We start from the raw sequence: 23,706 nt of genomic DNA on the forward strand, positions 1-23,706 counted from the left end.
ATGAGCGAGACCCTTCCGGCCGCGCCCTCGCTGGCGCCCCCCAAGCGCTCGACCACGGCGCTGGCCTTCGACGCCCTGATCTGGGGCGGCGTGGCCATGCTGCTGATCGTCAGCTTCAAGCCGGCCGAGATCGACAAGTTCCCGCAGCTGTTCACCGAGGCGGGACGGATGCGGGAGTTCGCGCGCGGCTTCTTCTCGCCGTTCACCGATCCCAAGGCGTTCATGGCCGCCGACTGGGCGCTGTATGTCGGCAAGATGTGGCAGACGATCCAGATGGCGCTGTGGGGCACGGCCCTGGCCATCATCGTCGCCATCCCGCTGGGCCTGCTGGGCGCGCGCAACATCACGCCATTCTGGATCCAGCAGCCGGTGCGCCGCGTGCTGGACCTGATCCGCTCGATCCCCGACCTGGTCGTGGCGCTGATCTTCATCACCGCCGTGGGCCTGGGCCCGTTCGCCGGCGTCATGGCCCTGATGTTCAACACCGGCGGCGTGCTGGCCAAGCTGTTCGCCGAGGCGGTCGAGTCGATCGACAAGGGCCCCGTCGAGGGCGTGCGCGCCACCGGCGCGGGCAAGCTGCAGGAAGTGGTCTGGGGCGTGATCCCGCAGGTCGCGCCGCTGTGGACCAGCTACGCCCTCTACCGCTTCGAATCGTCGAGCCGCTCGGCCACCGTGCTGGGGCTGATCGGGGCCGGCGGGGTCGGCCAGGTGCTGCTCGATTCCGTCAACGCGTTCCAATACGACCAGACCGGCTGCATCGTGCTGGTCATCGTGGTCGCCGTGTCGCTGATCGACCTGCTGTCGCAGATCATCCGCACCCGCCTGCTGTAACGTCAATTTAGAACTGTCATCCCAGCCGTAGCGAAGCGAAGAGCCGGGACCGCAACAGGCTCAGCGTTTCCGGCGGTCCCGGATCGGCGCGCTACGCGCTTGTCCGGGATGACATTTTCTATGCACGCACCGTCGGTGAACGGATATTTCGCGATCTGCCCCGGCGTCGCCTTGTTGCCGGAACGACACAGCTTAACACCTTGAAAACGCTTGTCGTCGGGCTGTCACAAATCGGTGGCGGAACCGTCACGCCCCCCCGTTAAGCCCGCCATCAACCTGATCCCGCTCACGATGGGCGAGAGGACAGGGGGCGCCTTTCAAGGGGATATCTGAAATGAGCACCAAGACCTCGCTAGTGGCCGGTTCGGCGCTGGGCGTCGCGCTCGCGCTCGGCCTGGGCGTCGCCGCCCAAGCCCAGGACATGAGCTACAAGTGGAGCGGCGCTCCGCAGTTCTCGAATGACGACGTGATGTTCAAGTTCCGGGGCCGGATCCTGGTGGACTACGTCAACCAGGACGTCGAGCGCGCCGGTCCCGGCGGCGACTTCAAGACCAGCAACTGGCGCGGCCGCCAGGTGTTCCTGGGCGTCGAGGGCAAGCTAAACAACTACTTCGCCTACAAGGCCGAAGGCGGCTGGGTGAACGGCGGCGCGGCCTCGTGGGACGACGTGGTCATCGAGTACAAGCCGAACGAACAGGTCTCGCTGCTGGTCGGCAACATCAAGGCCGCCGGCCTGGAAAACCTGACCTCGACCCGCTTCGTCACCTTCATGGACCGCGGTCCGTACGGTGACTTCGGCGTCGACAGCTACCTGCTCAGCGCCGTGGCCAAGTACCAGGGCTTCAACTACTCGGCGACGCTGGCCGTGCAGGGCAACAGCATCAACACCGCCGACGTCGCCAACGCCGGCGCCGACTCCAAGGAACGCTTCGGCGTCACCGCCCGCGGCCACTGGGCTCCGGTCAACACCGACACCGACAAGCTGCACGTCGCCCTGTCGTACCGCTACCGCAACCGCGGCGACGAAGGCGCCTTCGCCTATAGCGGCCGCACCAACACCGCCTACACCAACGGCACGACCTTCTACACCACCGGCGGCATCGGCAACCGCGACAAGACCCTGGCCGCCGAAGGCATGTACATCCACGGCCCGTTCTCGGTCCAAGGCGAGTACTCGAACATCGACATCACCCGCCTGGGCGGCGCGGCGGTCGGCGGCGACCCGAAGGTCAAGGTCGGCTACGCCTTCGTCAGCTTCTGGCCGACCGGCGAGATGCGCAACTACGACCCGGTCGCCGGCGAAGTGAAGCGTCCGAAGATCCTGAACCCGGTCACGGCCGGCGGCATGGGCGGCCTGGAGCTGGCCGTACGCTACGACTACGCCGACCTGGGCGACGCCTACGACACCCTGAAGGTCAAACCGGCTACCTCGCAGGCCGGCAAGTACACGGGCTGGACCCTGGGCGTGAACTACTACCCGACCTCGTATGTCCGCTTCCAGGCCAACTACACGGACGGCAAGTCCGACAACGTCGGCCTGAACCAGGACTACGACGTCAAGCAGTTCCAGCTGCGCGCTCAGCTCGACTTCTAAGTCACGCCGCGTTCCCGGGCGGGCCGCTTCCGGTCCGCCCGCTCCCCAACATCCGTCTCCTCCGGAGTTCGCCATGAAGAAGCTTCTGTCCTGCGCGGCCGCCGCCGTCGCCCTGTCGGGCCTGGCCGCCGCCCCCGCCTACGCCGCCCGCGACTATGTCTGGGCCGCCGGCTCCTCGACCGTGTTCCCGTTCTCGACCCGCGTCGCCGAAAACTTCGCCAAGAAGTCCGGCAAGAAGGCCCCGAAGGTCGAAAGCCTCGGCACCGGCGGCGGCATCAAGCTGTTCTGCTCGGGTAACGGCGAAGGCTTCCCCGACATCGCCAACGCCTCGCGTCCGATGAAGAAGGCCGAGTTCGACGCCTGCGCGTCGAAGGGCATCAAGGACATCATCCAGATCAAGATCGGCTTCGACGGCATCGTCGTCGCCACCGACAAGGACGGCGCCGACTACAACTTCAAGACCGAGAACCTCTACATGGGTCTCTCGAAGACGGTCCTGAAGGGCGGCCAATTCATCGCCAACCCGAACAAGAACTGGGACGACGTGGCCGGCGGCCTGCCGGGCAACCGCATCCAGGTCTATGGCCCGCCGCCCACGTCGGGCACCCGCGACGCCTTCGTCGAACTGGCCATCGAGGCCGGCGCCCGCAAGTTCCCGACCCTGGACGCCATCCGCTCGGACAACGAGAAGAAGTTCAAGGGCCTGGTCGACCCGCTGCGCGGCGACGGCTGGATCGACGCTGGTGAGAACGACAACGCCATCGTCGGCACCCTGACCAAGACCCCTGGTGCGCTGGGCGTCTTCGGCTGGTCGTTCCTGGAAGAGAACATGGACAAGGTGAAGGGCGCCAGCGTCAACGGCGTGCGCCCGTCGCCGCAGACGATCTCGGACGGCTCGTACCCGCTGTCGCGTTCGCTCTACATCTACGTCAAGAAGGCCAATATCGGCGTCACGCCGGGCCTGGAAGAGTTCCTGAAGGAGTTCACCTCGGACGCCGCGACCGGCCGTGGCGGCTACCTGCAGGGCCGCGGCCTGATCCCGCTGCCCCCCGGCCAGCATGACGCCCAGAAGGGCGTCGTGAACAGCAAGGCCACCATGAGCCGTCCGGCCGCCTAATCAGCGACCACAGCCTAAGATCAGCGCCGCGGTCCTATGGGCCGCGGCGTTTTTCTTTGTATAGTGGCTCGGCCGGGCCTCCCCCACGCCCGCGCCGCGGCGCCGTCCGGCGACGCGTCCCCGACCCCCAAGGGCCATGATCCTCGTCGCGCTCGCCGTCGTCTTCCTCCTCGTTCTGCTGAACGGGGTCTTCTCCATGTCCGAACTGGCCGTCGTATCGGCCCGCAAGGCGCGCCTGCAAGGCTTCGCCGACCGCGGCGACCGCGGCGCCCGGCTGGCCCTGGAGATGGCCGAGCACCCGACACGGTTCCTGTCGGCCGTCCAGGTCGGCATCACCCTGATCGGCATCTTCGCCGGCGCCTATGGCCAGGCGACCATCGCCGGCGCCCTGGACAAGTGGCTGGAACGCTTCCCGCCGATCGCCAAATATTCGGAAGGCATCGCCACGACGATCGTGGTCATCGGCCTGACCTATGTCTCGGTGATCCTGGGCGAGCTGGTGCCCAAGCGCCTGGCCCTGATCTTCCCGGACGTCATCGCCCGCCGCATGTCGCCGTTCCTGGCCGTGGTCGCCATGGTGCTGCGCCCGTTCGTGACCCTGCTGACCGTCTCGACCGCCTTCGTGTTGAAGCTGATGGGCGTGCGCGACGAGCGCAACAACGGCGTGACCACCGAAGAGATGGAGGCGGTCCTGGCCGAGGGCGCCGACGCCGGCCTGATCGAGCCCGAGGAGCGGGCGATGATCAACGAGGTGCTACGCCTGGGCGATCGTCCCGTCCGCGTGGCCATGACCCCGCGCCGCGACCTGTTCTGGGTCTCGTTGGCCGACTCGCCCGAGACGGTGCTCAGTGAGATCCGCGCCAGCGCCCACTCGCGCATCCTGGTGGCCACCGAGGACGACCTCGACGGCGACATCGGCGTCGTCCTGAAGAAGGATCTGCTGGACGCCTGCCTGAGCAGCGAGCCCTTCGACCTCAAGGCCCACGTCCAGCAGCCGGTCGCCATCCCGGAGACGATGTCGCTGCTGAAGGCCCTGGGGGTCTTCAAGCTGACCAGCCTGCACATGGCCCTGGTCGTCGATGAGTTCGGCTCGCTGCAGGGCGCGATCACGCCGCTGGACCTGCTGGAGATGATCGCCGGCGATTTCCCCGAGGACCACGACGACGACGAAAAGCGCATCCTGCGCCGCGACGACGGCAGCTGGCTGATCGACGCCCGCCTCGACATCCAGGAACTGAACGATCACCTCGGCGAGAACTTCGTGGCCGACGGCGGCTATCACACCGTCGCCGGCCTGATCCTCGACCGCCTGGGCCGCATCCCCGTCGAGGGCGAACACGTCGAGATCGGCGCGTTCGACCTGGAGATCGTCGACATGGACGGCTCGCGGATCGACAAGGTGATCGTCAAGTCCGGCAAGCGGAAGAAGGGCGAGGCCGAGGGGTAGGGCGCGCCACAATCCCTCTCTCAGAGAGAGGGATTCGGCAGATAGTACGGGGATTGGCGGCGCTGTGTCCCCGGCGTTCGCGAAACCGAAGCCAACGAAATCAACCGCTTCTCACTTTTACGCGCGTCTGAATGATCCGCGTTCAAACCCGCCGCACAATCAATCCTGTCCCCGTCGCAAGGGGAGGGCGCTTGGATCCGGCCCGAAGCGGCGATGGGGATAGGTTGAGCGGGGCCGCTGGCGGTTCCCGACGGTGGCGTCAGGTCGCGCGGCTTACTCTTTAGGAGCGCGTGCGAGTGGCGAGGTCGTCCGGGATCAAATCGTCAGCGGAGCGACAGGGCGGTGATCGATCCAAAACCGCCTATCGTGGATCGCCGAGCTGGAGACGGAGTAGCCGATCCAGTTGGTCCACGCCCGTCCGGGGGTAACGGAGGCCCGAGCAGACAACGCTCACGCCCGCCGTCCTCACGGCAGAGAACAGCCTGGCGGAGCGGTAAGCGAGCCGAAACATACAAACCATCACGGTCTCCGGGTTCGCCCGGCCGCTCCGTCGCCTCCCCAGCACACTTCAGCGGATCGCCGCGTGAAGCCGACGTCACTTGCCCCCACCTGGCCGCTTCGCGGCCGTCCGCCCCCGGAGGGGGCGGAAGAATCGCGTTTCCTTCTTCCCCCTTCGGGGGAGGAGCGCCGCAGGCGCGGAGGGGGCCAGGGCCCCGCTTTGAAGCCGCGTGAAGCCGAGGACGCATGCCATGGCGCTATCGCCCGTACACCGCGTCCCGCAGTTCGCGCGTCACCTGGCCGTTCATGCCCTCGAAGGCGGTGTTGGACATCAGCACCACGGTCAGGCCGTTCTTCTTGTCGACGAACCAGTTGTGGCCGTAGACGCCGCCCCAGGCGAGCGTGCCGGCCGCCTGCGGGGTCTTGGCGACCGCCGGATCGTCCAGCACCGCCCAGCCATAGCCGAAGCCCCAGCCCGGTCCCTGGGTGGCCGCCTGTGGGCCGGTGTGGTCCTTCATCATCTCCGCGACGGTCGAGGCTTTCAGGATCGGCGCGCCGCCCTTGCGGATCGTCTCCAGGAAGGTCAGCACGTCGCCGGCCGTGCCGACCATGCCGGCCCCGCCCGACGGAAACTCTTCCGGATGCGTCGCGCGGCTGGGGGCGAAGCGGACGGCGGTCGGGCCGAGCGGGACGTCCTGATTGTCGGTGATCTTGACTGGCGCGGGTTGGGCGTTGGCGTAGGGCGTGGCCAGGCGGGCAGGGGCCTTGGCCAGGAAGCCGGTGTCCTTCAGGCCCAGCGGCAGGGTCACGGTCTCGGCGACGACCTCGGGCAAGGGCTTGCCGGCCGCCTTCTCGATCACGTCGCCCAGCACGTCGATGGCGACGGAGTAGCGCCAAGCCGAGCCCGGCGTGAAGGCCAGGGGCGCTTGACCGATGCGACGGACGTTCTCGTCGAGGCTAAGGCCGGACAGGTCGATGCCGTCCGAGACGCCCAGCGTGTGGTACGGGTGCGAAGGGCCTTCCGCGAGGCCGTAGGTCAGGCCGGCGGTGTGGTCCAGGAGCTGGCCGATGGTGATGACCGGCGTGGTCCCGTCGGCCAGCTTCGGCTTGAAATCCGGCAGATAGGTGGTCACCGGCGCGTCGAGCTTGATCTTGCCCTGTTCGACCAGGCGCATCAGGGCGACGCTGACGAACGGCTTGGTCACGGACGAGAAGCGGAAGACGGCGTCCTCGGTCATCGGCCGATTGGCCTCGCGATCGGCCAGGCCGGCGGCGCGGTGATAGACCAGCTTGCCGTCCCGGGCGACCAACACGACGACGCCGACGAGGCGCTGCTCAGCGATGGCGCGGTCGAGCACACCGTCGATCCGCGCCTTCAGGGCCGCGTCAGGCGCCTGGGCGGCGACGGGGAGGCGCGGCGCGGCGGCGGTCGCGCTCGGGACGGCCAAGGCCAGGCTGGCGGCGGCCGCCAAGCCAGTGAGCAGGACACGCATCGGAACCTCTTCCCTCGAATCGCGGCGACTCTACGCCTTGTCAGGGCATGTGAGGTCGCCAAGCGGGAGCGCAAGGCCTTGCCTAGTCCGGGGTGTGATGACCTGGGGTGAACCGCCCGCGTGGGCGCCTAGGTTATCAATGTTCTCTTTGGATCAAACGTACGTTTGCATCCAGCTTCGGGCTGTGCTCTGTCTTCAACGAACGCGCTCGCTCAACAAGGCGCGACACCATACCGGGAGAGTAAAAACATGACCCAGGCCGCCTCCAAGCCCGCGCCGTGGCCGGCGATGTCCGTGCAGCAAGCCTATGCGCTGATCACCGCGCCCGGCACGCCCGGCGAGATGGAAGAGGTCGAGATCCGGGGCGTGAAGACTCGGACCTGGAAGAACGCTCCGCCGACCCTGCGCGACACCGTTCTGGTCGGCCGCGCCCATGGCGAGAAGATCTTCCTGGTCCACGAGGACGAGCGCGTCAGCTTCGAGGCCTTCTATCGCGCCGTGACCGTCATGGCCGCCGAGCTGGAGGCCTTCGGCCTCCAAAAAGGTGATCGCGTAGCGATCGTCATGCGCAACCTGCCCGAATGGCCGGTGGCCTTCTACGCGGCCCTGTCGCTGGGCGCGATCGTCACGCCGCTGAACGCCTGGTGGACAGGCGCGGAGCTGGAATACGGCCTGGTCGATTCCGAGGCGCGGCTGGCCATTGTCGACGTCGAACGCTTCGAGCGTCTGGCCGAGCATTTCGACAATTGCCCGGCGCTGGAACGGGTCTATGTCAGCCGCGCCAAGGAGGAGATCGCCCACCCGTACGTGAAGCGGCTGGAGGGCGTGATCGGCTGCCCGAACGACTGGATCAAGCTGGACGAGAAGCCGATGCCGACCGTGCCGATCGGCCCGGACGACGACGCGACGATCWTCTACACCTCGGGCACCACSGGSAAGCCCAAGGGCGCGATCGGCACGCACCGCAACGTCAACAGCAACATCTTCGCCGCCGCCGCCGCGGGAGCGCGCAGCTTCCTGCGCCGCGGCGAGGCGCCGCCCCAGCCCGACCCCAGCCTGCCGCAGAAGGGCTCGCTGATCTCGGTGCCCTTCTTCCACGCCACGGGCTGCTTCGCGGTGCTGAACCCATCGCTGTTCGCCGGGGCCAAGCTGGCGATGATCCGCAAGTGGGATCCCGACAAGGCCATGCAGTTGATCCAGGATGAGCGCCTGACCCAGATGGGCGGGGTGCCGACCATCGCCTGGCAGATCATCGAGCATCCCAATCGCGAGAAGTACGACCTGTCGTCGATCGAGGCCGTGGCCTATGGCGGCGCGCCGTCGGCGCCGGAGCTGGTGCGCAAGATCAAGGAGATCTGGCCCAAGGCTTCACCGGGCAACGGCTGGGGCATGACCGAGACCTCGGCCACGGCCACCTCCAACTCGGCCGAGGACTACGAGAACCGTCCCGACAGCTGCGGTCCTGCCGTGCCGGTCACGGACCTCAAGATTATGACCGTCGAGGCGCCGTATCGCGAGCTGCCGATCGGTGAGGTCGGCGAGCTGTGGTGCAAGGGCCCGCAGGTGGTGCGCGGCTACTGGAACAAGCCCGAGGCCACGGCCCAGACCTTCATCGACGGCTGGGTGCGCACGGGCGACCTGGCGCGCCTCGACGCCGAGGGCTTCTGTTTCATCATCGACCGCGCCAAGGACATGCTGATCCGCGGCGGCGAGAACATCTACTGCATCGAGGTCGAGAACTGCCTGTACGACCATCCGGCGGTGATGGACGCGGCCCTGGTCGGCATCGATCACAAGACCCTGGGCGAGGAGCCGGCGGCGGTGGTGACCTTGAAGCCGGGCGCCGAAGCCACCGAGGCCGAACTGCGCGCCTTCGTCGCCGACCGTTTGGCGGCCTTCAAGGTGCCGGTGAAGGTGGTGTTCTGGCACGAGACCCTGCCGCGCAACGCCAACGGCAAGATCATGAAGAACGAGCTCAAGAAGGTGTTCGTCGAGGGTTAGGCCGTAAAAGCTGTCATCCCGGCCAAGCGCGAAGCGCGCCGAGCCGGGACCGCCGGAAGCTCTGAGTTTGTTGCGGTCCCGGGTCTTCGCTGCGCTACGCCCGGGATGACAATGTTGGCGATTACGCGCTGACCGGCGGCTTCCTGTGCGCCCACGGCTGGGCGTCCTCAAGCTGATAGGCCAGAGCCAGCAGCGTGGCTTCGCCACCTGAGCGGCCGGCGATCTGGACGCCGACCGGCAGGCCGTCCGCCGTCCAGTGCAGCGGCACGCTCATGGCCGGCGCGCCGGCGACGTTCTGCACCGGGGTGTAGCCGACATAGGCCATCAGGCGGGCTTGCAGCTCCTCGAACGGGACCCAGCCGGCGACATAGCCCAGCTCGACCGGCGGCATGCCCAGCACCGGCGAGAGGATGACGTCGTACTTGGAGAGCCAGGCGTCATAGGTCCCGATGGTGGCGTTCAGGCGCTGCAGGGCGGCGGGCAGGGCGCCTTGCGGCAGCTTGCCGACCAGCTCGGCCATGCCGAGGCTGAACGGCTCCAGCACGCTCGTATCGGGCTTGCGGCCCATGGCCTTGCCGATCCCAGCGACCAGCTCGGCCGCGCCGCTGGCCCACAGCACGGTGAAGTCCTGACCGAACTGGGCGCCGTCCATCGGCCAGGCGGTGGGCTCGACCTTGTGGCCGAGGTCCTTCAGCAGCTTGGCGGCATTGTTGACGGCGGCCTGCACCTCCGGATGGGGCGTCAGGCCGGTGCCGGTGTTCATGACCAGGCCGATCTTCAGCTTTCGCTTCAGAGGAGCGGTGACCACCCCGATCGGCTTGAAGGGCGCGCCGGCATCGGTGCGCTCGGTGGCGGCGAACAGCGCGGCCGAGTCGCGGACGCTGTGGGCCACGCAGTGCGAGACCGACAGGTCGATGCCTCGGCTGCTGGGCCGGTTCTCGATCATCCGCCCGCGCGAGGGCTTCAGGCCGAACAGGCCGCAGTTCGACGACGGGATGCGGATCGAGCCGCCGCCGTCGCTGGCGTGGGCGATCGGCACGATGCCGGAGGCGACGGCCGCCGCCGCCCCGCCGGACGAACCGCCCGACGAGTGCTTGATGTTCCACGGATTGCGTGTGGGCAAAAAGCCCGTCGGCTCGGTCGTGGGCAGGAAGCCGTATTCCGGCGTCGCCGACTTGCCGATCGTCACGAAGCCCGCCGCGTCGAAGGCGTCGATATAGGCGGTCTGTTCCTTCTCGGGTCCGGCCCCCAGGCTGGCGCGCGTGCCGTAGCGGGTGGGCACGCCCTTGTAGGGGTCCAGGTCCTTGACCAGGAACGGTACGCCTGCGAACGGACCGGAGACTTGGCCGCTCTTGGCCTTGGCCAGCGCGCGGTCGAAATCGGAATCGACCAGGGCCTGGACCTGGGGCTGCAGCGCCTCGGCCTTGCGGATGGCGTCCTCGACCGCCTCGGCGGCGCTGATCTCCTTGCGGCGGATGCGGCCGGCGATCTCTGTGGCGTCGGGCGTCCACGGCGCTGGCGCGGAAGACGTCCCGGGTTTGGCGAAGGCCGAAGGCGCGGCCGCGATCGCGGCGGTGGCGGCCATCAGGCCGCGGCGGCTAAAACGCATTGAGTTCCCTCCCGACGGACCGGCGTCTGATGCGCCGGTGATCACTGTTCAGTTGATCCCGAAGAGACCTTGGCCGCAAGCCCGTGCTAAACGGCGAACCCAGAGTTTTCAGGAGGCCGCATGGCCCGCAAGCGCATCGATCAGTTGCTCGTCGAGCGAGGCGTCTTCGATAGCCGGTCCAAGGCGCGCGCGGCCGTGGAGGCGGGGCTGGTGTCGGTCGCAGGCAAGGTGATCCTCAAGCCGGCCGAAACGGTCGAGAAGGACGTCGAGATCGTCGCCGAGGCCGCCCATCCCTGGGTGGGACGCGGGGCGCTGAAGCTGGTCCATGCGCTGGATCTCTGGCCGATCACCGTGGAGGGGCGCGTCGCCATCGACGTTGGCGCCTCGACCGGCGGGTTCACCGAGGTGATGCTCTCGCGGGGCGCGATCCAGGTGTTCGCGGTCGATGTCGGGCGTGAGCAGCTGCATGCCAAGCTCAGGGGCGACCCGCGCGTTGTCGAGCTGTCGGGCGTCGACGCCCGGGCGCTGGATGCAAGCTTGATCTCGACGCCGCCGGCCTTGGTGGTCAGCGACGTCAGCTTCATCTCGATGATCAAGGCCTTGCCGGCCGCGCTGGGTTTGGCGCAAGCCGGCGCGGATCTGGTGGCGCTGATCAAGCCGCAGTTCGAGGCGGGCCGGGGCAATGTCGGCAAGGGCGGCCTCGTCAAGGATCCCGAGACCATCGCCCGTGTCGAGCGCGAGGTCGTCGACTTCCTGGAAGCGTCCGGCTGGTCGGTGAAGGGCTTGGCCGAAAGCCCGATCACGGGCGGCGAGGGCCAGGTCGAGCGTTTGGTCTGGGCGACCAAGCGCTAAACGAAATCGGCCGCCCCGGAGGGCGGCCGATGGTCTTCCACAAGACGTCGGTCGGACTTAGTCGACGACCTGGTACTTGCCGTTGGCGTCCGGGCAAACGCGCACGAAGCGCTTCTGGGTGCGGCCGTCCGGCAGGTAGATCGGGCTTTCGGCCAGGGTGCAGCCGTTGACGTCGGCCTGACCACTGCGGTCGCTGACGCGATAGCCTTCGCGGCGCTCGTAGCTGCGCTCGTAGTAGCTGTCGCGGTCGGCGTCACGGCGAGCGTCCTCGTACGATCCCGAACGATAGGCCGGATCCTCGTAGGAGCCATTGTAGGCGGCCGGCGGCGGGGGAGGCGGCGGCGGAGCCTGGCCAGGACGGCAGGCGGCCGAGCTCTTGCCGGCCATGGACCCGACCACCGCGCCAAGCACGCCGCCCAGGACCGCGCCGTCGGTGCGGTGGCCGCGCGCGGCGATGCCGCTGCCCAGCGCCATGCCGATACCAGCGCCGGCCAGACCGCCGCCCGTGGTGCGGTTGGTCGTCGAGCGCTGACACGGGTCGTAGTAGTAACCCCGGTTGTCGTAGGCGCCGCTGCCATAGCTCGACGAGCCATAGGCCTGGGCCGAGGCCAGGGTCGGCGTCAGCACGCCGCAGACGAGGGCGGCGGTAACGCCCAGAACGGTCTTGATCATCGGAGTCCTGCTCGTTGAGGCGGTCGCGGTCTTGAGAGAGATGGTCATGAGAGAGCTTGTCTTTTTGTGGGCGTCCGCCGCGTCCGCGCCGACCGCCCAAGTCCGTCCGTTGATATAGGAATGGCGCGGCGAACATGAACGGCGCCTGACCGGACTATTCAGCTTTGTTCACCCGCACGGAAAATCATTCACGGCCCGCGCTCAAGCCCCGTTTTTGGGGTATGGACGGCAAATGCAAGAAATGATGATCAACGCCGTCGGCGCCCAGGGCGACGGTCTCGCGCGCACCGGCGACGGCAAGCCGGCCTTCGTGCCCCTGAGCCTGCCTGGCGAGACCATCCTCGCGCAGATGGACGGCGCACGCGGCGAGATCTCCGAGATCCTCAAAGCCAGCGCCGACCGCGTCACGCCGCCCTGCCGGCACTTCGGCGCCTGCGGCGGCTGCGCCTTGCAGCACTGGGCTGCCGAGCCCTATCGCGCCTGGAAGGCCGAGCAGGTTCGCATTCAGCTGTCGATGGAAGGCCTGGAAACCGAGATCCTGCCGACCTTCGCCGCCCCGCCAGCCTCGCGCCGCCGAGTGGCCCTGCATGCCCGCAAGGTGAAGGGCGGGGCCGCGTTGGGCTTCAAGGAGCGCCGCTCCTGGAACCTGGTGCCGATCGAGGAATGCCCGGTCACCGATCCGCGCATCGTCGCGGCCCTGCCGGCGCTGTCGCGCCTGGCCGAGCCGTTCCTGGAACATCCGAAGTCGGCCCCGACCCTGCACGTCACTTTGACGGCCACGGGCCTGGACATCGATGTCACCGGCGTCGAGCGCAAGAGCGGCGGCTTGTCCGCCGACGCCCGAATGCGCGCGGCCATGGCGGCGGGCGAGGGTGACTTCGCGCGGGTGACCCTGGCGGGCGAGACCGTCTACGGCGCTCGCCAGCCGCGGGTGAAACTGGGACCCGCTGTGGTCGCCCTGCCGGCCGGGAGCTTCCTGCAAGCCGTGCCGGCCGCCGAGCGGGCCATGGTCGATTTCGCGGTCGCGGAAGCCCAAGGGGCCGGCCGCATCGCCGACCTCTATTGCGGCGTTGGCACCTTCACCTTCCGCCTGGCCGAGATTGGCGCCGTTTACGCCGCCGACAGCGCCGCGCCGGCGGTGGCCGCCTTGAAGGTTGCCCTCGGTTCGATATCGGGCCTCAAGCCGATCACCGCCGAGGCCCGTGACCTGGTCCGCCGTCCAGTGCTGACGACGGAGCTGGCCAAGACCGATGTCGTGGTCATCGACCCGCCGCGCGCCGGGGCGGCCGAACAGACCGTGGAGGTGGCCCGTTCGAAGGTCGCCAAGGTGATCAGCGTGTCGTGTAATCCGGCGACCTTCGCCAAGGACGCCCGTGTCCTGGTCGACGCCGGCTTCCGCCTGGAAAAGGTTCTACCGGTGGACCAGTTCGTCTGGTCGCCCCATATTGAACTGGTCGGAGTGTTCTCGCGCTGAGGCCAGCATGGATGAGCTCAAGGTGGACGAGCGTCGCGTGCGAGGGGCCTTCGCGGTCGACGCCGCAAGCCAGCGCGCCAGGGCCGCGGTCAAGGCGGCCTGGTGGACGGCCACCGGAAGCCTCGCCCGGTCCCTGACCCAGCCGACGAAGGGCGAGCAGACCCGGCGTTTCGCGCCCAAGGCTGGACCGACCGTCAAGGCCAGCCTGCGCCAAGCCTATCTCGAGGCCTTCGAGAAGGACGCCCGCGACGTCGCCGCCGGCCTCTATCCCGCCGCCGATGACGGGCCGGTCCGCCCCTCGGTCGCCCTGCGCGAGGCCGCCGACTTCATCGCCGACGCCTTCGAGGTCGACCGACGCCGCCGACGCGGTGACGGTGTCGAGGTGCGTGACGAGGTCAATAGTCAAGCTTACCCAACCTATTATCGCCAGAACTTCCACTATCAATCGGGCGGCTGGTTCACGGCCGAGAGCGCCCGGCGCTACGACGCCCAGGTCGAGGCGCTGTTCTCCGGCACGGCCGGGGCCATGCGGCGGCGGGGGCTGTCATTGCTGGCCCGGCACTGGCGCGGCCGTGATCACCGCGACGCGAAGATCCTCGACGCGGCCTGCGGCTCGGGCGCGTTCCTCAAGGACTTGAAGACGGCCTTTCCCCGCGCCGCCATCGCGGGCCTAGACCTCTCCGAGGCTTATCTGGCGGAGGCCCTCAGGCGCGCCGGCGTCGGCGGCATCCAGGCCAATGCAGAAGCGCTGCCGTTCGCGGATTCTTCTTTGGATGCGGTGACTTGCGTCTATCTCTTCCACGAGCTGCCGCCGCGCGTGCGCCCCGTCGTCGCGGCCAGCCTGGCGCGGGTGTTGAAGCCCGGCGGCGTGCTGGTCTTCGTCGACTCGATCCAGCCAGTCGACACGCCCGACTTGGCCCGGCTGCTGGAGGCTTTCCCGGTCTATTTCCATGAGCCGTACTACGGAACCTATGCCGACACCGACCTGCCGGCCTTGTTCGCCGAGGCCGGCCTGCGGCTGATCGGCGAGGATCGGGCCTTCCTGACCAAGGCGCTGCTGCTGGAGAAACCGAAGACCTGAGTTGCGTCGGCCGCTCCGCCTTGGCAAGCAAGGACGGGGAGCGGGGGAAACGAGCTTGCGGAAGCAGGACGCGGGACGACGGTACGAGGCGCTGGACGGCCTGCGCGGCGTCGCGGCGCTCGCCGTCATGCTCTACCATATAGGGGGCTGGACCGGCCGGCCTTGGCTGGCGGCGCACGGCTATCTAGCCGTCGACTTCTTCTTCTGCCTGTCGGGTTTTGTCCTGGCCCATGCCTACGGTCGTCGCGAGATCGGCTGGCCGGGCTATATGCGCGCGCGCCTGATCCGCCTCTGGCCCCTGATCGCCATCACCATGTTGGCCGGCGCGGCCGTGACGATCGAGCATCGGGAGCGGCTGCCGGGCTGGATCGCCCTGGGCCTGTTGATGATCCCCAGGGTGTGGCCGGACGCGGCGATGTTCTCGCCGCTCTTTCCCCTGAACCCGCCCAGTTGGTCGCTGTTCCTCGAACTGGCCGCCAGCGCCCTGTGGTTCCCGCTGCGCCGGATCAACGTCATGGGCCACGTATTGCTGGTCGTGGCGTTCGGCTGCGCCATGGCCTTCATCAGCCACGGCATGGGCGGGGTGCAGACGGGCTGGGACCGCGCCACCTTCTGGATCGGCCTGTTGCGTACGGCACTGCCGTTCCTGCTGGGCTTCGGCTGCTACCGGATCCAGCCCTATATCACCGCGACGGTCCCGGTCTGGATGCTGGCCGTCGTGTTGGCGGCAGTGTTGAGTTTCCCGTGGACGCCCTTGAATTGGCTCTATGATTTCGCCTGCGTCAGCCTGATCTTCCCGCTGATCGTGCTGGCCGGCCGACGTGATCCCGACGGCGTCCTGGGGAAGGCCTGCCGAGTCAGCGGAGCGATTTCCTATCCGCTGTACATCCTGCACTGGGTTGGCTGGGAGCTGATGCTGAGGCTCTACAAGGCATTTGGCGGCCAGGGCTATCCCTGGACCTTCGCCCTCACCTCGATGGTGGTCATCGTGCTGGGCGCTTGGGGCGTCTTGAAGCTCTATGACGAGCCGGTCCGCCGCCGGCTTCGCGCGCTCGTCCGCTGATCCGGAAAAATCTTCGGGCCCCTGTCGGAAGCGGGCATAGTCCGCCGTCCTTGGGAACGGGAGAAGAGGATCGCCCATGCTTTACGCCATACTTTGCTACAACCAAGAAGACGTCATCTGCGCCTGGTCCAAGGAGCACGAGGACGGCGTGATGCAAAAGCTGATGACGGTGCAGGAACGCCTGAGCCGCGAGGGCCGGCTGGGGCCCGTCGCCCGTCTTATGCCGACCACGGCCGCCACGACCCTGCGCAAGGACCGCGAGCCGGCGCTGGTGCTGGATGGTCCGTTCGCCGAAACCAAGGAACAGCTGCTGGGCTTCTACGTCGTCGACTGCGATTCGCTGGACGGTGCGCTGGAGATCGCCAAGGACCTGGGCAAGGCCAATCCCGGTGGTTCCTACGAGATCCGTCCGATCGCGCTGTTCCAGCCGGGAGCCACTTCGGGCGCCATGGGGGGAGCCGTGGGCGCGTGACGGACCTGGCTTGGATCGAAGGCGCGATCACCGCCGCCCGGCCCCAGGCCATGGCGGCGCTGCTGCGCTATTTCCGTGAAATGGACGCGGCGGAGGAGGCGTTCCAGGACGCCTGCCTGCGCGCGCTAAAGGCTTGGCCCAAGAACGGGCCGCCGCGCGATCCGACGGCCTGGCTGATCATGGTGGGCCGCAACGCCGCCATCGACGCGGTGCGCAAGTCCAGCCGCAACACCGTCCTGCCGCCCGAGGAACTGCTGTCCGATCTCGAGGACGCTGAGGCCGAAGCCGCCGAGCGCCTCGACGGCTCGCACTATCGCGACGACGTCCTGCGATTGCTGTTCATCTGCTGCCATCCGGACCTGCCGGCCACCCAGCAGATCGCCCTGGCCCTGCGGATCGTCTCGGGACTCTCCGTGAGGGAGATCGCCCGCGCCTTCCTGGTCAGCGAGGCGGCCATGGAACAGCGGATCACCCGCGCCAAGGCCAGGATCGGGGCCGGTGAGGCCTCGTTCGAAGCTCCCGGGCCGGTCGAGCGGGCCGAACGTTTCGCGGCCGTGGCGGCGATGCTCTACCTGGTCTTCAACGAAGGCTATTCGGCCAGCGGCAAGGCAGTCGAAGCCAGGGGCGGACTGTGCGACGAAGCCATTCGCCTGGCCCGCCTGCTGCTGCGCCTGTTCCCGGCCGAGCCGGAGATGATGGGGCTGACCGCGCTGCTGCTGATCCAGCACGCCCGCTCGGACGCCCGCTTTGACGCCGACGGCAATGCGATTCTGCTCGAAGATCAGGATCGAAGCCTTTGGAATCGCAAGATGATCGGGGAGGGATTGGCCCTAATCGACAAGGCCATGCTCAAGCGCGCGCCGGGGCCCTACCAAGTCCAAGCCGCCATCGCCGCCCTGCACGCCCGCGCGGCGAAGCCCGAGGACACCGACTGGGTCGAGATCGACCAACTCTACGCGGTGCTGGAGAGGATGCAGCCGTCGCCGGTGGTCACCCTGAACCGGGCTGTGGCCGTCGCCAAGGTGCGCGGCCCTGAGGCGGCGCTCGAGATGATCGAGCCTCTGAGTGCGCGTCTCGACGGCTATTTCCATTTCCACGGCGCGCGGGGCGCCTTCCTGTTGCAGGCCGGTCGCCAGGCCGACGCCCGCCAAGCCTTCGATCGCGCGATCTCCTTGGCCAACACCGCCGCCGAAGCGGCGAACATCCGCCAGTACCTGGATCGCGTGTCAGCGGGCGCGAAAAAATCCTCGTCCTAGTGTCGGACAACGGACATCGCGTCCGTCCTTGCTTCGAGGCCGCGACAGGCGGCGTCGAGATCGCAAAGGAAAACATCATGACCGACCAATCGCCGCCCCTGACCGGTGTCATCGCCTATATCAACCTGGAAGGCGCGGCCGAGGCTTCGGCCCTCTATCAGCGCGCCTTCGGCGCCCGCGAGCTGCTGCGTTTGCCCTACAAGGACGACGACGGTCGACTGATCCACTGCCACCTGGAGATCAACGGCGGCAACCTGATGGTCAGCGACTTCTTCCCCGAGCACGGCTTCAACCCCGAAAAGCCGCAGGCCTACACTCTGCACTTGCAGGTGGCCGATGTTGACGCGGCGTGGGAGCAGGCCATCAAGGAGGGCTTGGAGGTCGTCATGCCGATCGAGTTGATGTTCTGGGGTGATCGTTACGGTCAGCTGAAGGACAAGTTCGGTGTTCGCTGGTCTCTGGCCACGACGCCCAAGGCATAAGAGGAACAGGACACAAGGGGAGAGGGCTCATGTTGAAGATCGTACTGCTCGTCATCGTCGTCGCCATCGTGGCGGTGCTCGGCTTCGCCGCCACGCGGCCGGACACCTTCGTCGTCAAACGCGCCGCGGTGATCAACGCGCCGCCTGAAAGGCTGGTCGGCATGGTCCAGGACTTTCATCAGTGGGGCGCCTGGTCGCCGTGGGAGAAGATGGATCCAGGCATGAGCCGCACCTATGAAGGGCCGGCCGCCGGCGTCGGTTCTGCCTATGCCTGGTCGGGCAACGACAAGGTCGGCGCGGGCCGCATGGAGATCCAGAAGGTGGTTCCGGCGCACGAGGTCGTGTTCAAGCTCGACTTCCTCAAGCCGTTCAAGGCCAGCAATACCGGCCGCTTCGTGTTCGAGGCGGAAGGCGCGGCTACCCGGGTCACTTGGACGATGGAGGGCAAGAGTCCCTACATTTCCAAGCTGATGGGTCTGTTCTTCAACATGGACAAGATGATCGGCAAGGACTTCGAGACCGGTCTGGCCAACATGAAGGCGGCGGCCGAGAAGCAAGCTTGACCCTGGGCGCGACGACGCCCAGCGCCGTCGCGCCTTTCGGAACTTGGCCGGTCGAGGCGGGGTTCACTCCTCAAAGCCAGGAGGAAGCCATGGCCCAATCGACCGACAATACCGAACGCTGGGGCGGTCCCGGCGCGAGCCACGAGAACCGCGACAAGCCCAAGCCCGACCCGACCGTGAAAGATCCCGACGACCCGGACCGCTACAGCCGACACGCCAAGGTCTCCGGCGGCGGCGGCGAGGGCGACGTCCATCATGCGCACGACGCCAAGCGCAAAGGCGACTTCCAGGCCAACGACGCCCAGAAGCGCAAGCAGTAAGGCTTCAGTCCAGGATGATCTCGTCGCTGGCCGCCTTGGCGGGCGCCGGCTTCGGTGGGACCGGTCCGCGCAGCACCGTCTCCACGCGCTTGATCAGGTCCAGGGGCTGGAACGGCTTGGCCAGATAGCCGTCGGCGCCTTGCTGCATGGCCTTCATGATCGTTTGGGGATCGCGATGAGCGGTCATCATCAGGATCTTCGGCCGCTTCGGGCGAGACCGCATCAGGCGCAGGATATCGAGGCCAGTCATGCCGGGCATGTTGATATCCAGCAGGACGAGATGGAAACTCTCGCGTCCTAGCACCTGCAGGGCCGTCTCCGACGCCGCGGCGGAGGATGTCTTGTAGCCTTGCTGGGTCAGGACGAGTTCGACGAACTGCCGAACCACGGGGTCGTCGTCGACGATAAAGACTCGATCCGACATCAGGCGCCTCGCGCTCGACAGCGCAAAGCCCTGCGCTGCCCTAGGGGCAGGATGCGAGAATGGGCTTTCCAAAACCTGATGTCGCCCTCCGACGGTGTGCGACGGATTGGCGCACGAACGTCGTCGCAAGTATGTTCTTGTTATGTTCTCGCGACCGTCGCATAGTCGCGCCATGGCCGAGGCAGCGAAATTAAAGCCGGCGCCCCGARGAAGGGGTGCGAAATCCAATCGAACCGGGCGTTTCGAGTCGCAGGCGCGCGAAGCATTCGATGACGGCTGGACCGAGGAGGGGGAGGATGAGCCCAAGCAGCTGAAGACCGAGCTGAAGCCAATGAAGTCGCGGACGATCATCGCCCGCAACCAGAGCCCGGACGTCGGTTTCGACCGCTCGATCAATCCCTATCGCGGCTGCAGCCATGGCTGCATCTATTGCTATGCGCGGCCCAACCACGCCTATCTCGGCCTGTCGCCGGGCCTCGACTTCGAGAGCAAGATCTTCTTCAAGCCGCACGCCGGCGAGCTGCTGGAGAAGGAGTTGGCCAAGGCCAGCTACAAGCCCGCCACGATCCATATCGGCGGCGACACCGATCCCTACCAGCCTGACGAGAAGCAGCTGCGCGTGACGCGGCAAGTGATCGAGACGCTGGAGCGCTACAGCCATCCGTTCACGATCATCACCAAGTCGGCCCTGATCCTGCGCGACCTCGACATTCTCAGCGCCATGGCGGCGCGCAAGCTGACGCGGGTGGCGATCTCGATCACCACCTTGGACCGGCGTCTGGCGCGCAGCATGGAGCCCAGGGCGGCGACGCCTGGCAAGCGGATCGAGACGGTGCGCCGGCTGACCGAGGCCGGCGTGCCGGTGACGGTGATGTTCGCCCCGGCCATTCCCGGCCTCAACGACCACGAGGTCGAGGCGGTGCTGGAAGCCTCGGCCAAGGCCGGGGCGCGGGGGGCGGGCTATGTGGCCCTGCGCCTGCCGCGCGAGATCGCCCAGCTGTTCGAGGAATGGCTCGAGACCGACTATCCGGACCGAGCCCGCAAGGTCATGTCGCTGGTGCGCCAGATCCGCAAGGGCGAAACCTACAGCGCCAACTGGGGCGAACGGATGATCGGCGAGGGGCCTGTGGCCGAGGTATTGCGCCAGCGTTTCCACCTGGCGGTCAAGAAGTTCGGCCTGGACCAGCCTTGGGCGCCGCTGGACGCCACCCAGTTCACGCCGCCCAGGCCGAGGAGCGCGCAGATGGATCTGTTTGGGCCGTAGGAGCGGTCATTCGGGCAAACGCGCCGCGCGTCGAGCCGAAACCGCGAGGAACACGGGGGTGGGCGGCCCGTACTCTCCACCGCGCTATGGCGAGGATGACGGGAAAGCGCTCTTGACCCTGCCGCGCCCCATGGTCAAGCAGGATCATGATCTCCGTCGTTCTCGTCGCTTCCGAAGACCTGACAGGCTTGGCCGCTCAGATGGCCATGCTGGTGCCCGCCGCCGTGGATGGCCTGGTCAAGGAGGTGATCCTCGTCACCAACGGCGAGCCGGGTGTCGAGGCCTTGGCCGAGGACAGTGGCGCGCGCCTGGTGATGGCGCCCGGCGACGTCGGGGTGAGGCTTGCAGCCGGCGCGGCGGTGGCGCGGGGCGATTGGATACTGACGCTGCGGTCCGCCCCCGCCTTGCGGGAAGGCTGGCGCGAGCCGGTCGAGAAGCATCTGGCGGGCGGGGCGGGGGCGCCAGCCTACCTGACGGTTCCGGGCGGGATGCTGAGCAAGCTATCGCCGCGTCTGCATGGCGTAGTTGTGCGCCGATTGGATTGGCCCGCGGCCGCTGGTGATGAAAAGGCCTTGGCGAAGGCGCTTAAGGCTCGCCGCTTGAGCTACTGAAGCGTGGCGACCAGCTGGTCGATCGAGGTCGGCTGCTGGATCTGAAGGTCGAGGCGGAAGTCCACCAACCGAGCGCCGCTGGCCACYGCGTCCAGGGTCTTGGTCTCCGCGCCCATCAGCCGACGATAGGTCCAGTAGCTGGCCATCACCTTCTCGACGTAGTTGCGGGTCTCCTGGGCCGGCAGGCTTTCGATCAGCAGCAAGCTGTCGCAGTCGGCGCCCAATTGGGCCACGGCCTTGTTCAGGGTGCCGGGGCCACCGTTATAGGCCGCGACGGCGCGCAGGATGTCGGGGCTTTGCAGGCCGCGATCCATCAGCCAGGTGAAATAGTCCTGACCGACGCGCAGGTTGAAGGCGGGATCGAACAGAGGCGAGGCGTCGGTCAACAGCTTGTCGTCGCCGGCGGCGCGSGCGGCSGCGACCGGCCGCACCTGCATCAGGCCCATGGCCCCGGCGTTGGAGAGCGCCAGCGGGTCGAACCGGCTCTCCTGGCGCACAAGCGCGTAGACCAGGGCCTTGTCGATGGTGAAGYCGCCGATCGGCTCCAGCGGCGGCAGGGGATAGTCCTCGCCGCCGATCCGCTTGATCGCCCGGCCACCGTTCAGCGGCGCGTTGGCGTTCAACGCCAGGGCCAGGGTGGTCCAGTCGGCGCGCAGGGCTTCAGTGTCGGCCAGGGACAGGCCGGCGCGCAGCTCCAGCCCGGCTTCGCGCCAGCGCCCGATCTGGGCCAGCGCGGCGGCGCGGCGCGCGCGCGGGTCGGCCTTCATCAGCTGGCCAAGCGAAGCGGTGTCGGGGCCGGCATAGGCGGCGCGGCTGATCAGGGCCGCGATCGGATCGTCTGGATCGTTGGGCATGGCCACGCCGGTGAGGGCCAGCTGGCGAGCGGCGATCATACCGTAAAAGGTCTGCGGAGCGCGGGCGGCTTGGATCAACAAGGTGCGCGCCTGACCGGCCTTGCCCTCCTGGCTAGCGGCCCGGGCGGCCCAGAAGGCGCCGGCGGCGTGCAGCCACTCATCCTCGTTCGGGTCGTTGGCGACCTGCTCGAAGAAGTCCTGAGCCTTGGCCGTTTCGCCTAGCCGGAAGGCGGCCAATCCCGCGATCCAGCGCTCGCCGCCGGCGACCGCCAGGGTCAAGGCCTTCTTCACGTCGCCGGAATAATAGGCCTCGCGGGCGGCGCGCCCTTTGTCAGCGGGCGGCGGACCGGTTTCGTCCGCCACGAACAAGGTCGGAACTGGCGGGGCGACGACACGCTTGCCGGTCGGCTTGCGCTTGCCGGCCAGGGCGTAGACCCGCTCCGCGCCGGCCTCGTCGGCGTAGCGCTTCAGCCACTCGGTCAGATCATCGTAGCTAGCCGAGTACAATGTCGGATGCATGACCTTGGCGAAGGCCAGGCGCCCGCCCAGGCTGCGATCACGGGTGTTGGCGTAGGCGGCTTCGGCGGCGTCGAAATCGCCCCGGTCGATCGCCGCGAAGGCGGCGCGGTAGGAGCGGACGTCGTCTTGAGACAGGGGTTCAAGGCTGCTGGCGTGGACGGCGGTCGCCGTCACGCACAGGAAAAGGGCCGAAAGCGCGGCCGCAAGGCGAACCCAATGCTGCAAACTCGATCCGCGCTGCCCCCAAGGCGCGCGTCCCCCGTTCCGACTGTTCGACGAAAGTTCTAGTGCGGGCGGTCCGGACGATCAAGCCGCTCGGTCAGCGTCAGAAGGTCCTGCCAGGCCTTCTTCTTCTGGGCGGGGGTCCGCAGCAGGAAGGCCGGGTGCAGGGTTGGCATGGCCGGAAGCTCTACGGACTTGTCCTCCGAGGTCCATTCGAACCAGCGGCCGCGCATCGACAGGATGCCTTCGTCGCGCTTCAGCATGGCCTTGGCGGAGGCTCCGCCGGCCAGCAACAGCATCTTCGGCTTCACCAGGGCGATGGCGCGCTCAACGAAGGGGGCGCAGACGGCCTGCTCCTGCGGCGTCGGCGTGCGATTGCCAGGCGGACGCCAGAAGACGGTGTTGGTGATGAAGACGCGCTCGTCGAGACCGGCCGCCTTCAGCATGCGGTCCAAGAGTTTGCCCGCCCGCCCGACGAACGGCGCGCCTTGAGCATCCTCGTCGGCGCCGGGGCCTTCGCCGATCACCATCAGCGCCGCGTCGGCGACGCCGCGCGAGAACACCGCCTGCTTGGCGCCCTGTGTCTTCAACGGGCAGCCGTCGAAGGCGGCGATGGCCGCGGCCAGGCTCTCGAGGTCGTTGCAGGCGGCCGCGGCGGCTTTTGCCTCGGCGATGGCCGAGCCGACGTCGGGGCCGCGCGCTATGGTCAAGCCCGAACGGCCCGCGGGCGGCGGGGGCGGCGGCGGCTGGCTCTTAGCGCGCAGCATCGCCGCGCCCTCGGCCAGACGGTCGATCGGCGCGTCGGCGTAGCAGGCCTCGACGCCCGCATCGGCCCAAAAGGCCAGCAGGCTTTCGACGGCGCGTTGATCGACGGCGAGGCTCATGCGACCGTCTTAGCGTGGATTGCTTGCGGTCTCCACGTTGCGGCGCAGCAAAAAAGCGAGATCAGGTGCTTGACCGCCCACGCGTCACGTTCGGATAAGCTGT

22 protein-coding genes are annotated in these 23,706 nt (G+C 67.7%); 16 read left to right on the forward strand and 6 right to left on the reverse strand.

The window, feature by feature from the left end; all coding sequences use genetic code 11:
• From phnE to AC1DSO_RS01690, 4 genes are all read left to right on the forward strand, one after another.
• Window positions 1-831 (forward strand): phosphonate ABC transporter, permease protein PhnE, encoded by an 831-nt coding sequence (phnE, locus tag AC1DSO_RS01675; protein ID WP_477067172.1) that lies wholly within the window; start codon window positions 1-3, stop codon window positions 829-831.
• 334 nt (window positions 832-1,165) lie between these two features.
• Window positions 1,166-2,425 carry an OprO/OprP family phosphate-selective porin gene (locus AC1DSO_RS01680; RefSeq protein WP_477067173.1) on the forward strand — a complete coding sequence of 420 codons (1,260 nt, stop codon included), beginning with the start codon at window positions 1,166-1,168 and terminating at the stop codon, window positions 2,423-2,425.
• A 73-nt stretch (window positions 2,426-2,498) separates the two neighbouring features.
• A complete protein-coding gene (locus AC1DSO_RS01685) occupies window positions 2,499-3,542 on the forward strand; it encodes a substrate-binding domain-containing protein (protein WP_477067174.1) in 1,044 nt (347 codons plus the stop codon).
• A 136-nt stretch (window positions 3,543-3,678) separates the two neighbouring features.
• On the forward strand, window positions 3,679-4,989 hold the full coding sequence (locus tag AC1DSO_RS01690; protein WP_477067175.1) for a hemolysin family protein: 1,311 nt from the start codon (window positions 3,679-3,681) through the stop codon (window positions 4,987-4,989).
• 755 nt (window positions 4,990-5,744) lie between these two features.
• Here AC1DSO_RS01690 and AC1DSO_RS01695 read toward each other — a convergent pair.
• A complete protein-coding gene (locus AC1DSO_RS01695; RefSeq protein ID WP_477067176.1) occupies window positions 5,745-6,980 on the reverse strand; it encodes a serine hydrolase domain-containing protein in 1,236 nt (411 codons plus the stop codon).
• Between the two features lie 249 nt (window positions 6,981-7,229).
• Between AC1DSO_RS01695 and AC1DSO_RS01700 the strand changes: the two genes are divergently transcribed.
• The gene (locus AC1DSO_RS01700; protein WP_477067177.1) at window positions 7,230-8,981 is read left to right on the forward strand and encodes a class I adenylate-forming enzyme family protein; all 1,752 of its coding nucleotides are present in this window, start codon (window positions 7,230-7,232) and stop codon (window positions 8,979-8,981) included.
• A gap of 121 nt (window positions 8,982-9,102) precedes the next feature.
• Here the strand turns inward: AC1DSO_RS01700 and AC1DSO_RS01705 are convergent, their stop codons facing one another.
• Entirely contained in the window at window positions 9,103-10,590 is a 1,488-nt protein-coding gene (locus AC1DSO_RS01705) for an amidase (protein WP_477067178.1), read from the reverse strand.
• Window positions 10,591-10,710: 120 nt separating this feature from the next.
• On the opposite strand from AC1DSO_RS01705, the gene AC1DSO_RS01710 reads away from it, so the two are divergent.
• Window positions 10,711-11,442, forward strand: a complete 732-nt coding sequence (locus AC1DSO_RS01710) for a TlyA family RNA methyltransferase (RefSeq protein ID WP_477067179.1) — start codon at window positions 10,711-10,713, stop codon at window positions 11,440-11,442.
• Window positions 11,443-11,499: 57 nt separating this feature from the next.
• Here the strand turns inward: AC1DSO_RS01710 and AC1DSO_RS01715 are convergent, their stop codons facing one another.
• Window positions 11,500-12,162, reverse strand: coding sequence for a hypothetical protein (locus AC1DSO_RS01715; RefSeq protein ID WP_477067180.1), 663 nt, complete (start codon window positions 12,160-12,162; stop codon window positions 11,500-11,502).
• A 184-nt stretch (window positions 12,163-12,346) separates the two neighbouring features.
• On the opposite strand from AC1DSO_RS01715, the gene AC1DSO_RS01720 reads away from it, so the two are divergent.
• The 8 genes from AC1DSO_RS01720 (at window position 12,347) to AC1DSO_RS01755 (ending at window position 18,825) form a co-directional block, all read left to right on the forward strand.
• Window positions 12,347-13,588 (forward strand): class I SAM-dependent RNA methyltransferase, encoded by a 1,242-nt coding sequence (locus AC1DSO_RS01720; RefSeq protein ID WP_477067181.1) that lies wholly within the window; start codon window positions 12,347-12,349, stop codon window positions 13,586-13,588.
• Between the two features lie 7 nt (window positions 13,589-13,595).
• Entirely contained in the window at window positions 13,596-14,669 is a 1,074-nt protein-coding gene (locus tag AC1DSO_RS01725) for a class I SAM-dependent methyltransferase (RefSeq protein WP_477067182.1), read from the forward strand.
• Between the two features lie 55 nt (window positions 14,670-14,724).
• On the forward strand, window positions 14,725-15,732 hold the full coding sequence (locus tag AC1DSO_RS01730; protein ID WP_477067183.1) for an acyltransferase family protein: 1,008 nt from the start codon (window positions 14,725-14,727) through the stop codon (window positions 15,730-15,732).
• A gap of 76 nt (window positions 15,733-15,808) precedes the next feature.
• The gene (locus tag AC1DSO_RS01735) at window positions 15,809-16,204 is read left to right on the forward strand and encodes a YciI family protein (RefSeq protein ID WP_477067184.1); all 396 of its coding nucleotides are present in this window, start codon (window positions 15,809-15,811) and stop codon (window positions 16,202-16,204) included.
• On the forward strand, window positions 16,201-17,460 hold the full coding sequence (locus AC1DSO_RS01740) for an RNA polymerase sigma factor (RefSeq protein WP_477067185.1): 1,260 nt from the start codon (window positions 16,201-16,203) through the stop codon (window positions 17,458-17,460). The genes AC1DSO_RS01735 and AC1DSO_RS01740 overlap by 4 nt, the downstream gene beginning before the upstream one ends.
• A 77-nt stretch (window positions 17,461-17,537) precedes the next feature.
• The gene (locus AC1DSO_RS01745) at window positions 17,538-17,942 is read left to right on the forward strand and encodes a VOC family protein (protein WP_477067186.1); all 405 of its coding nucleotides are present in this window, start codon (window positions 17,538-17,540) and stop codon (window positions 17,940-17,942) included.
• A gap of 29 nt (window positions 17,943-17,971) precedes the next feature.
• A complete protein-coding gene (locus tag AC1DSO_RS01750; protein ID WP_477067187.1) occupies window positions 17,972-18,505 on the forward strand; it encodes an SRPBCC family protein in 534 nt (177 codons plus the stop codon).
• A gap of 89 nt (window positions 18,506-18,594) precedes the next feature.
• On the forward strand, window positions 18,595-18,825 hold the full coding sequence (locus AC1DSO_RS01755; protein WP_477067188.1) for a hypothetical protein: 231 nt from the start codon (window positions 18,595-18,597) through the stop codon (window positions 18,823-18,825).
• Between the two features lie 4 nt (window positions 18,826-18,829).
• Here the strand turns inward: AC1DSO_RS01755 and AC1DSO_RS01760 are convergent, their stop codons facing one another.
• Entirely contained in the window at window positions 18,830-19,249 is a 420-nt protein-coding gene (locus AC1DSO_RS01760; RefSeq protein ID WP_477067189.1) for a response regulator transcription factor, read from the reverse strand.
• 172 nt (window positions 19,250-19,421) lie between these two features.
• Here AC1DSO_RS01760 and AC1DSO_RS01765 point away from each other — a divergent pair, with 172 nt between their 5' ends.
• Both AC1DSO_RS01765 and AC1DSO_RS01770 read left to right on the forward strand, forming a co-directional pair.
• On the forward strand, window positions 19,422-20,513 hold the full coding sequence (locus tag AC1DSO_RS01765) for a PA0069 family radical SAM protein (protein WP_477067190.1): 1,092 nt from the start codon (window positions 19,422-19,424) through the stop codon (window positions 20,511-20,513).
• A 146-nt stretch (window positions 20,514-20,659) separates the two neighbouring features.
• On the forward strand, window positions 20,660-21,124 hold the full coding sequence (locus AC1DSO_RS01770) for a cell wall biosynthesis glycosyltransferase (RefSeq protein WP_477067191.1): 465 nt from the start codon (window positions 20,660-20,662) through the stop codon (window positions 21,122-21,124).
• Here the strand turns inward: AC1DSO_RS01770 and AC1DSO_RS01775 are convergent.
• Both AC1DSO_RS01775 and AC1DSO_RS01780 read right to left on the reverse strand, forming a co-directional pair.
• Window positions 21,118-22,722 (reverse strand): lytic transglycosylase domain-containing protein, encoded by a 1,605-nt coding sequence (locus tag AC1DSO_RS01775; RefSeq protein WP_477067192.1) that lies wholly within the window; start codon window positions 22,720-22,722, stop codon window positions 21,118-21,120. The two genes, AC1DSO_RS01770 and AC1DSO_RS01775, sit on opposite strands and share 7 nt — an antisense overlap.
• A gap of 59 nt (window positions 22,723-22,781) precedes the next feature.
• On the reverse strand, window positions 22,782-23,603 hold the full coding sequence (locus tag AC1DSO_RS01780; protein ID WP_477067193.1) for a uracil-DNA glycosylase: 822 nt from the start codon (window positions 23,601-23,603) through the stop codon (window positions 22,782-22,784).
• Between the last annotated feature and the right edge of the window lie 103 nt (window positions 23,604-23,706).

The sequence above is a fragment of the Caulobacter sp. P4_E5 genome (assembly GCF_056401555.1).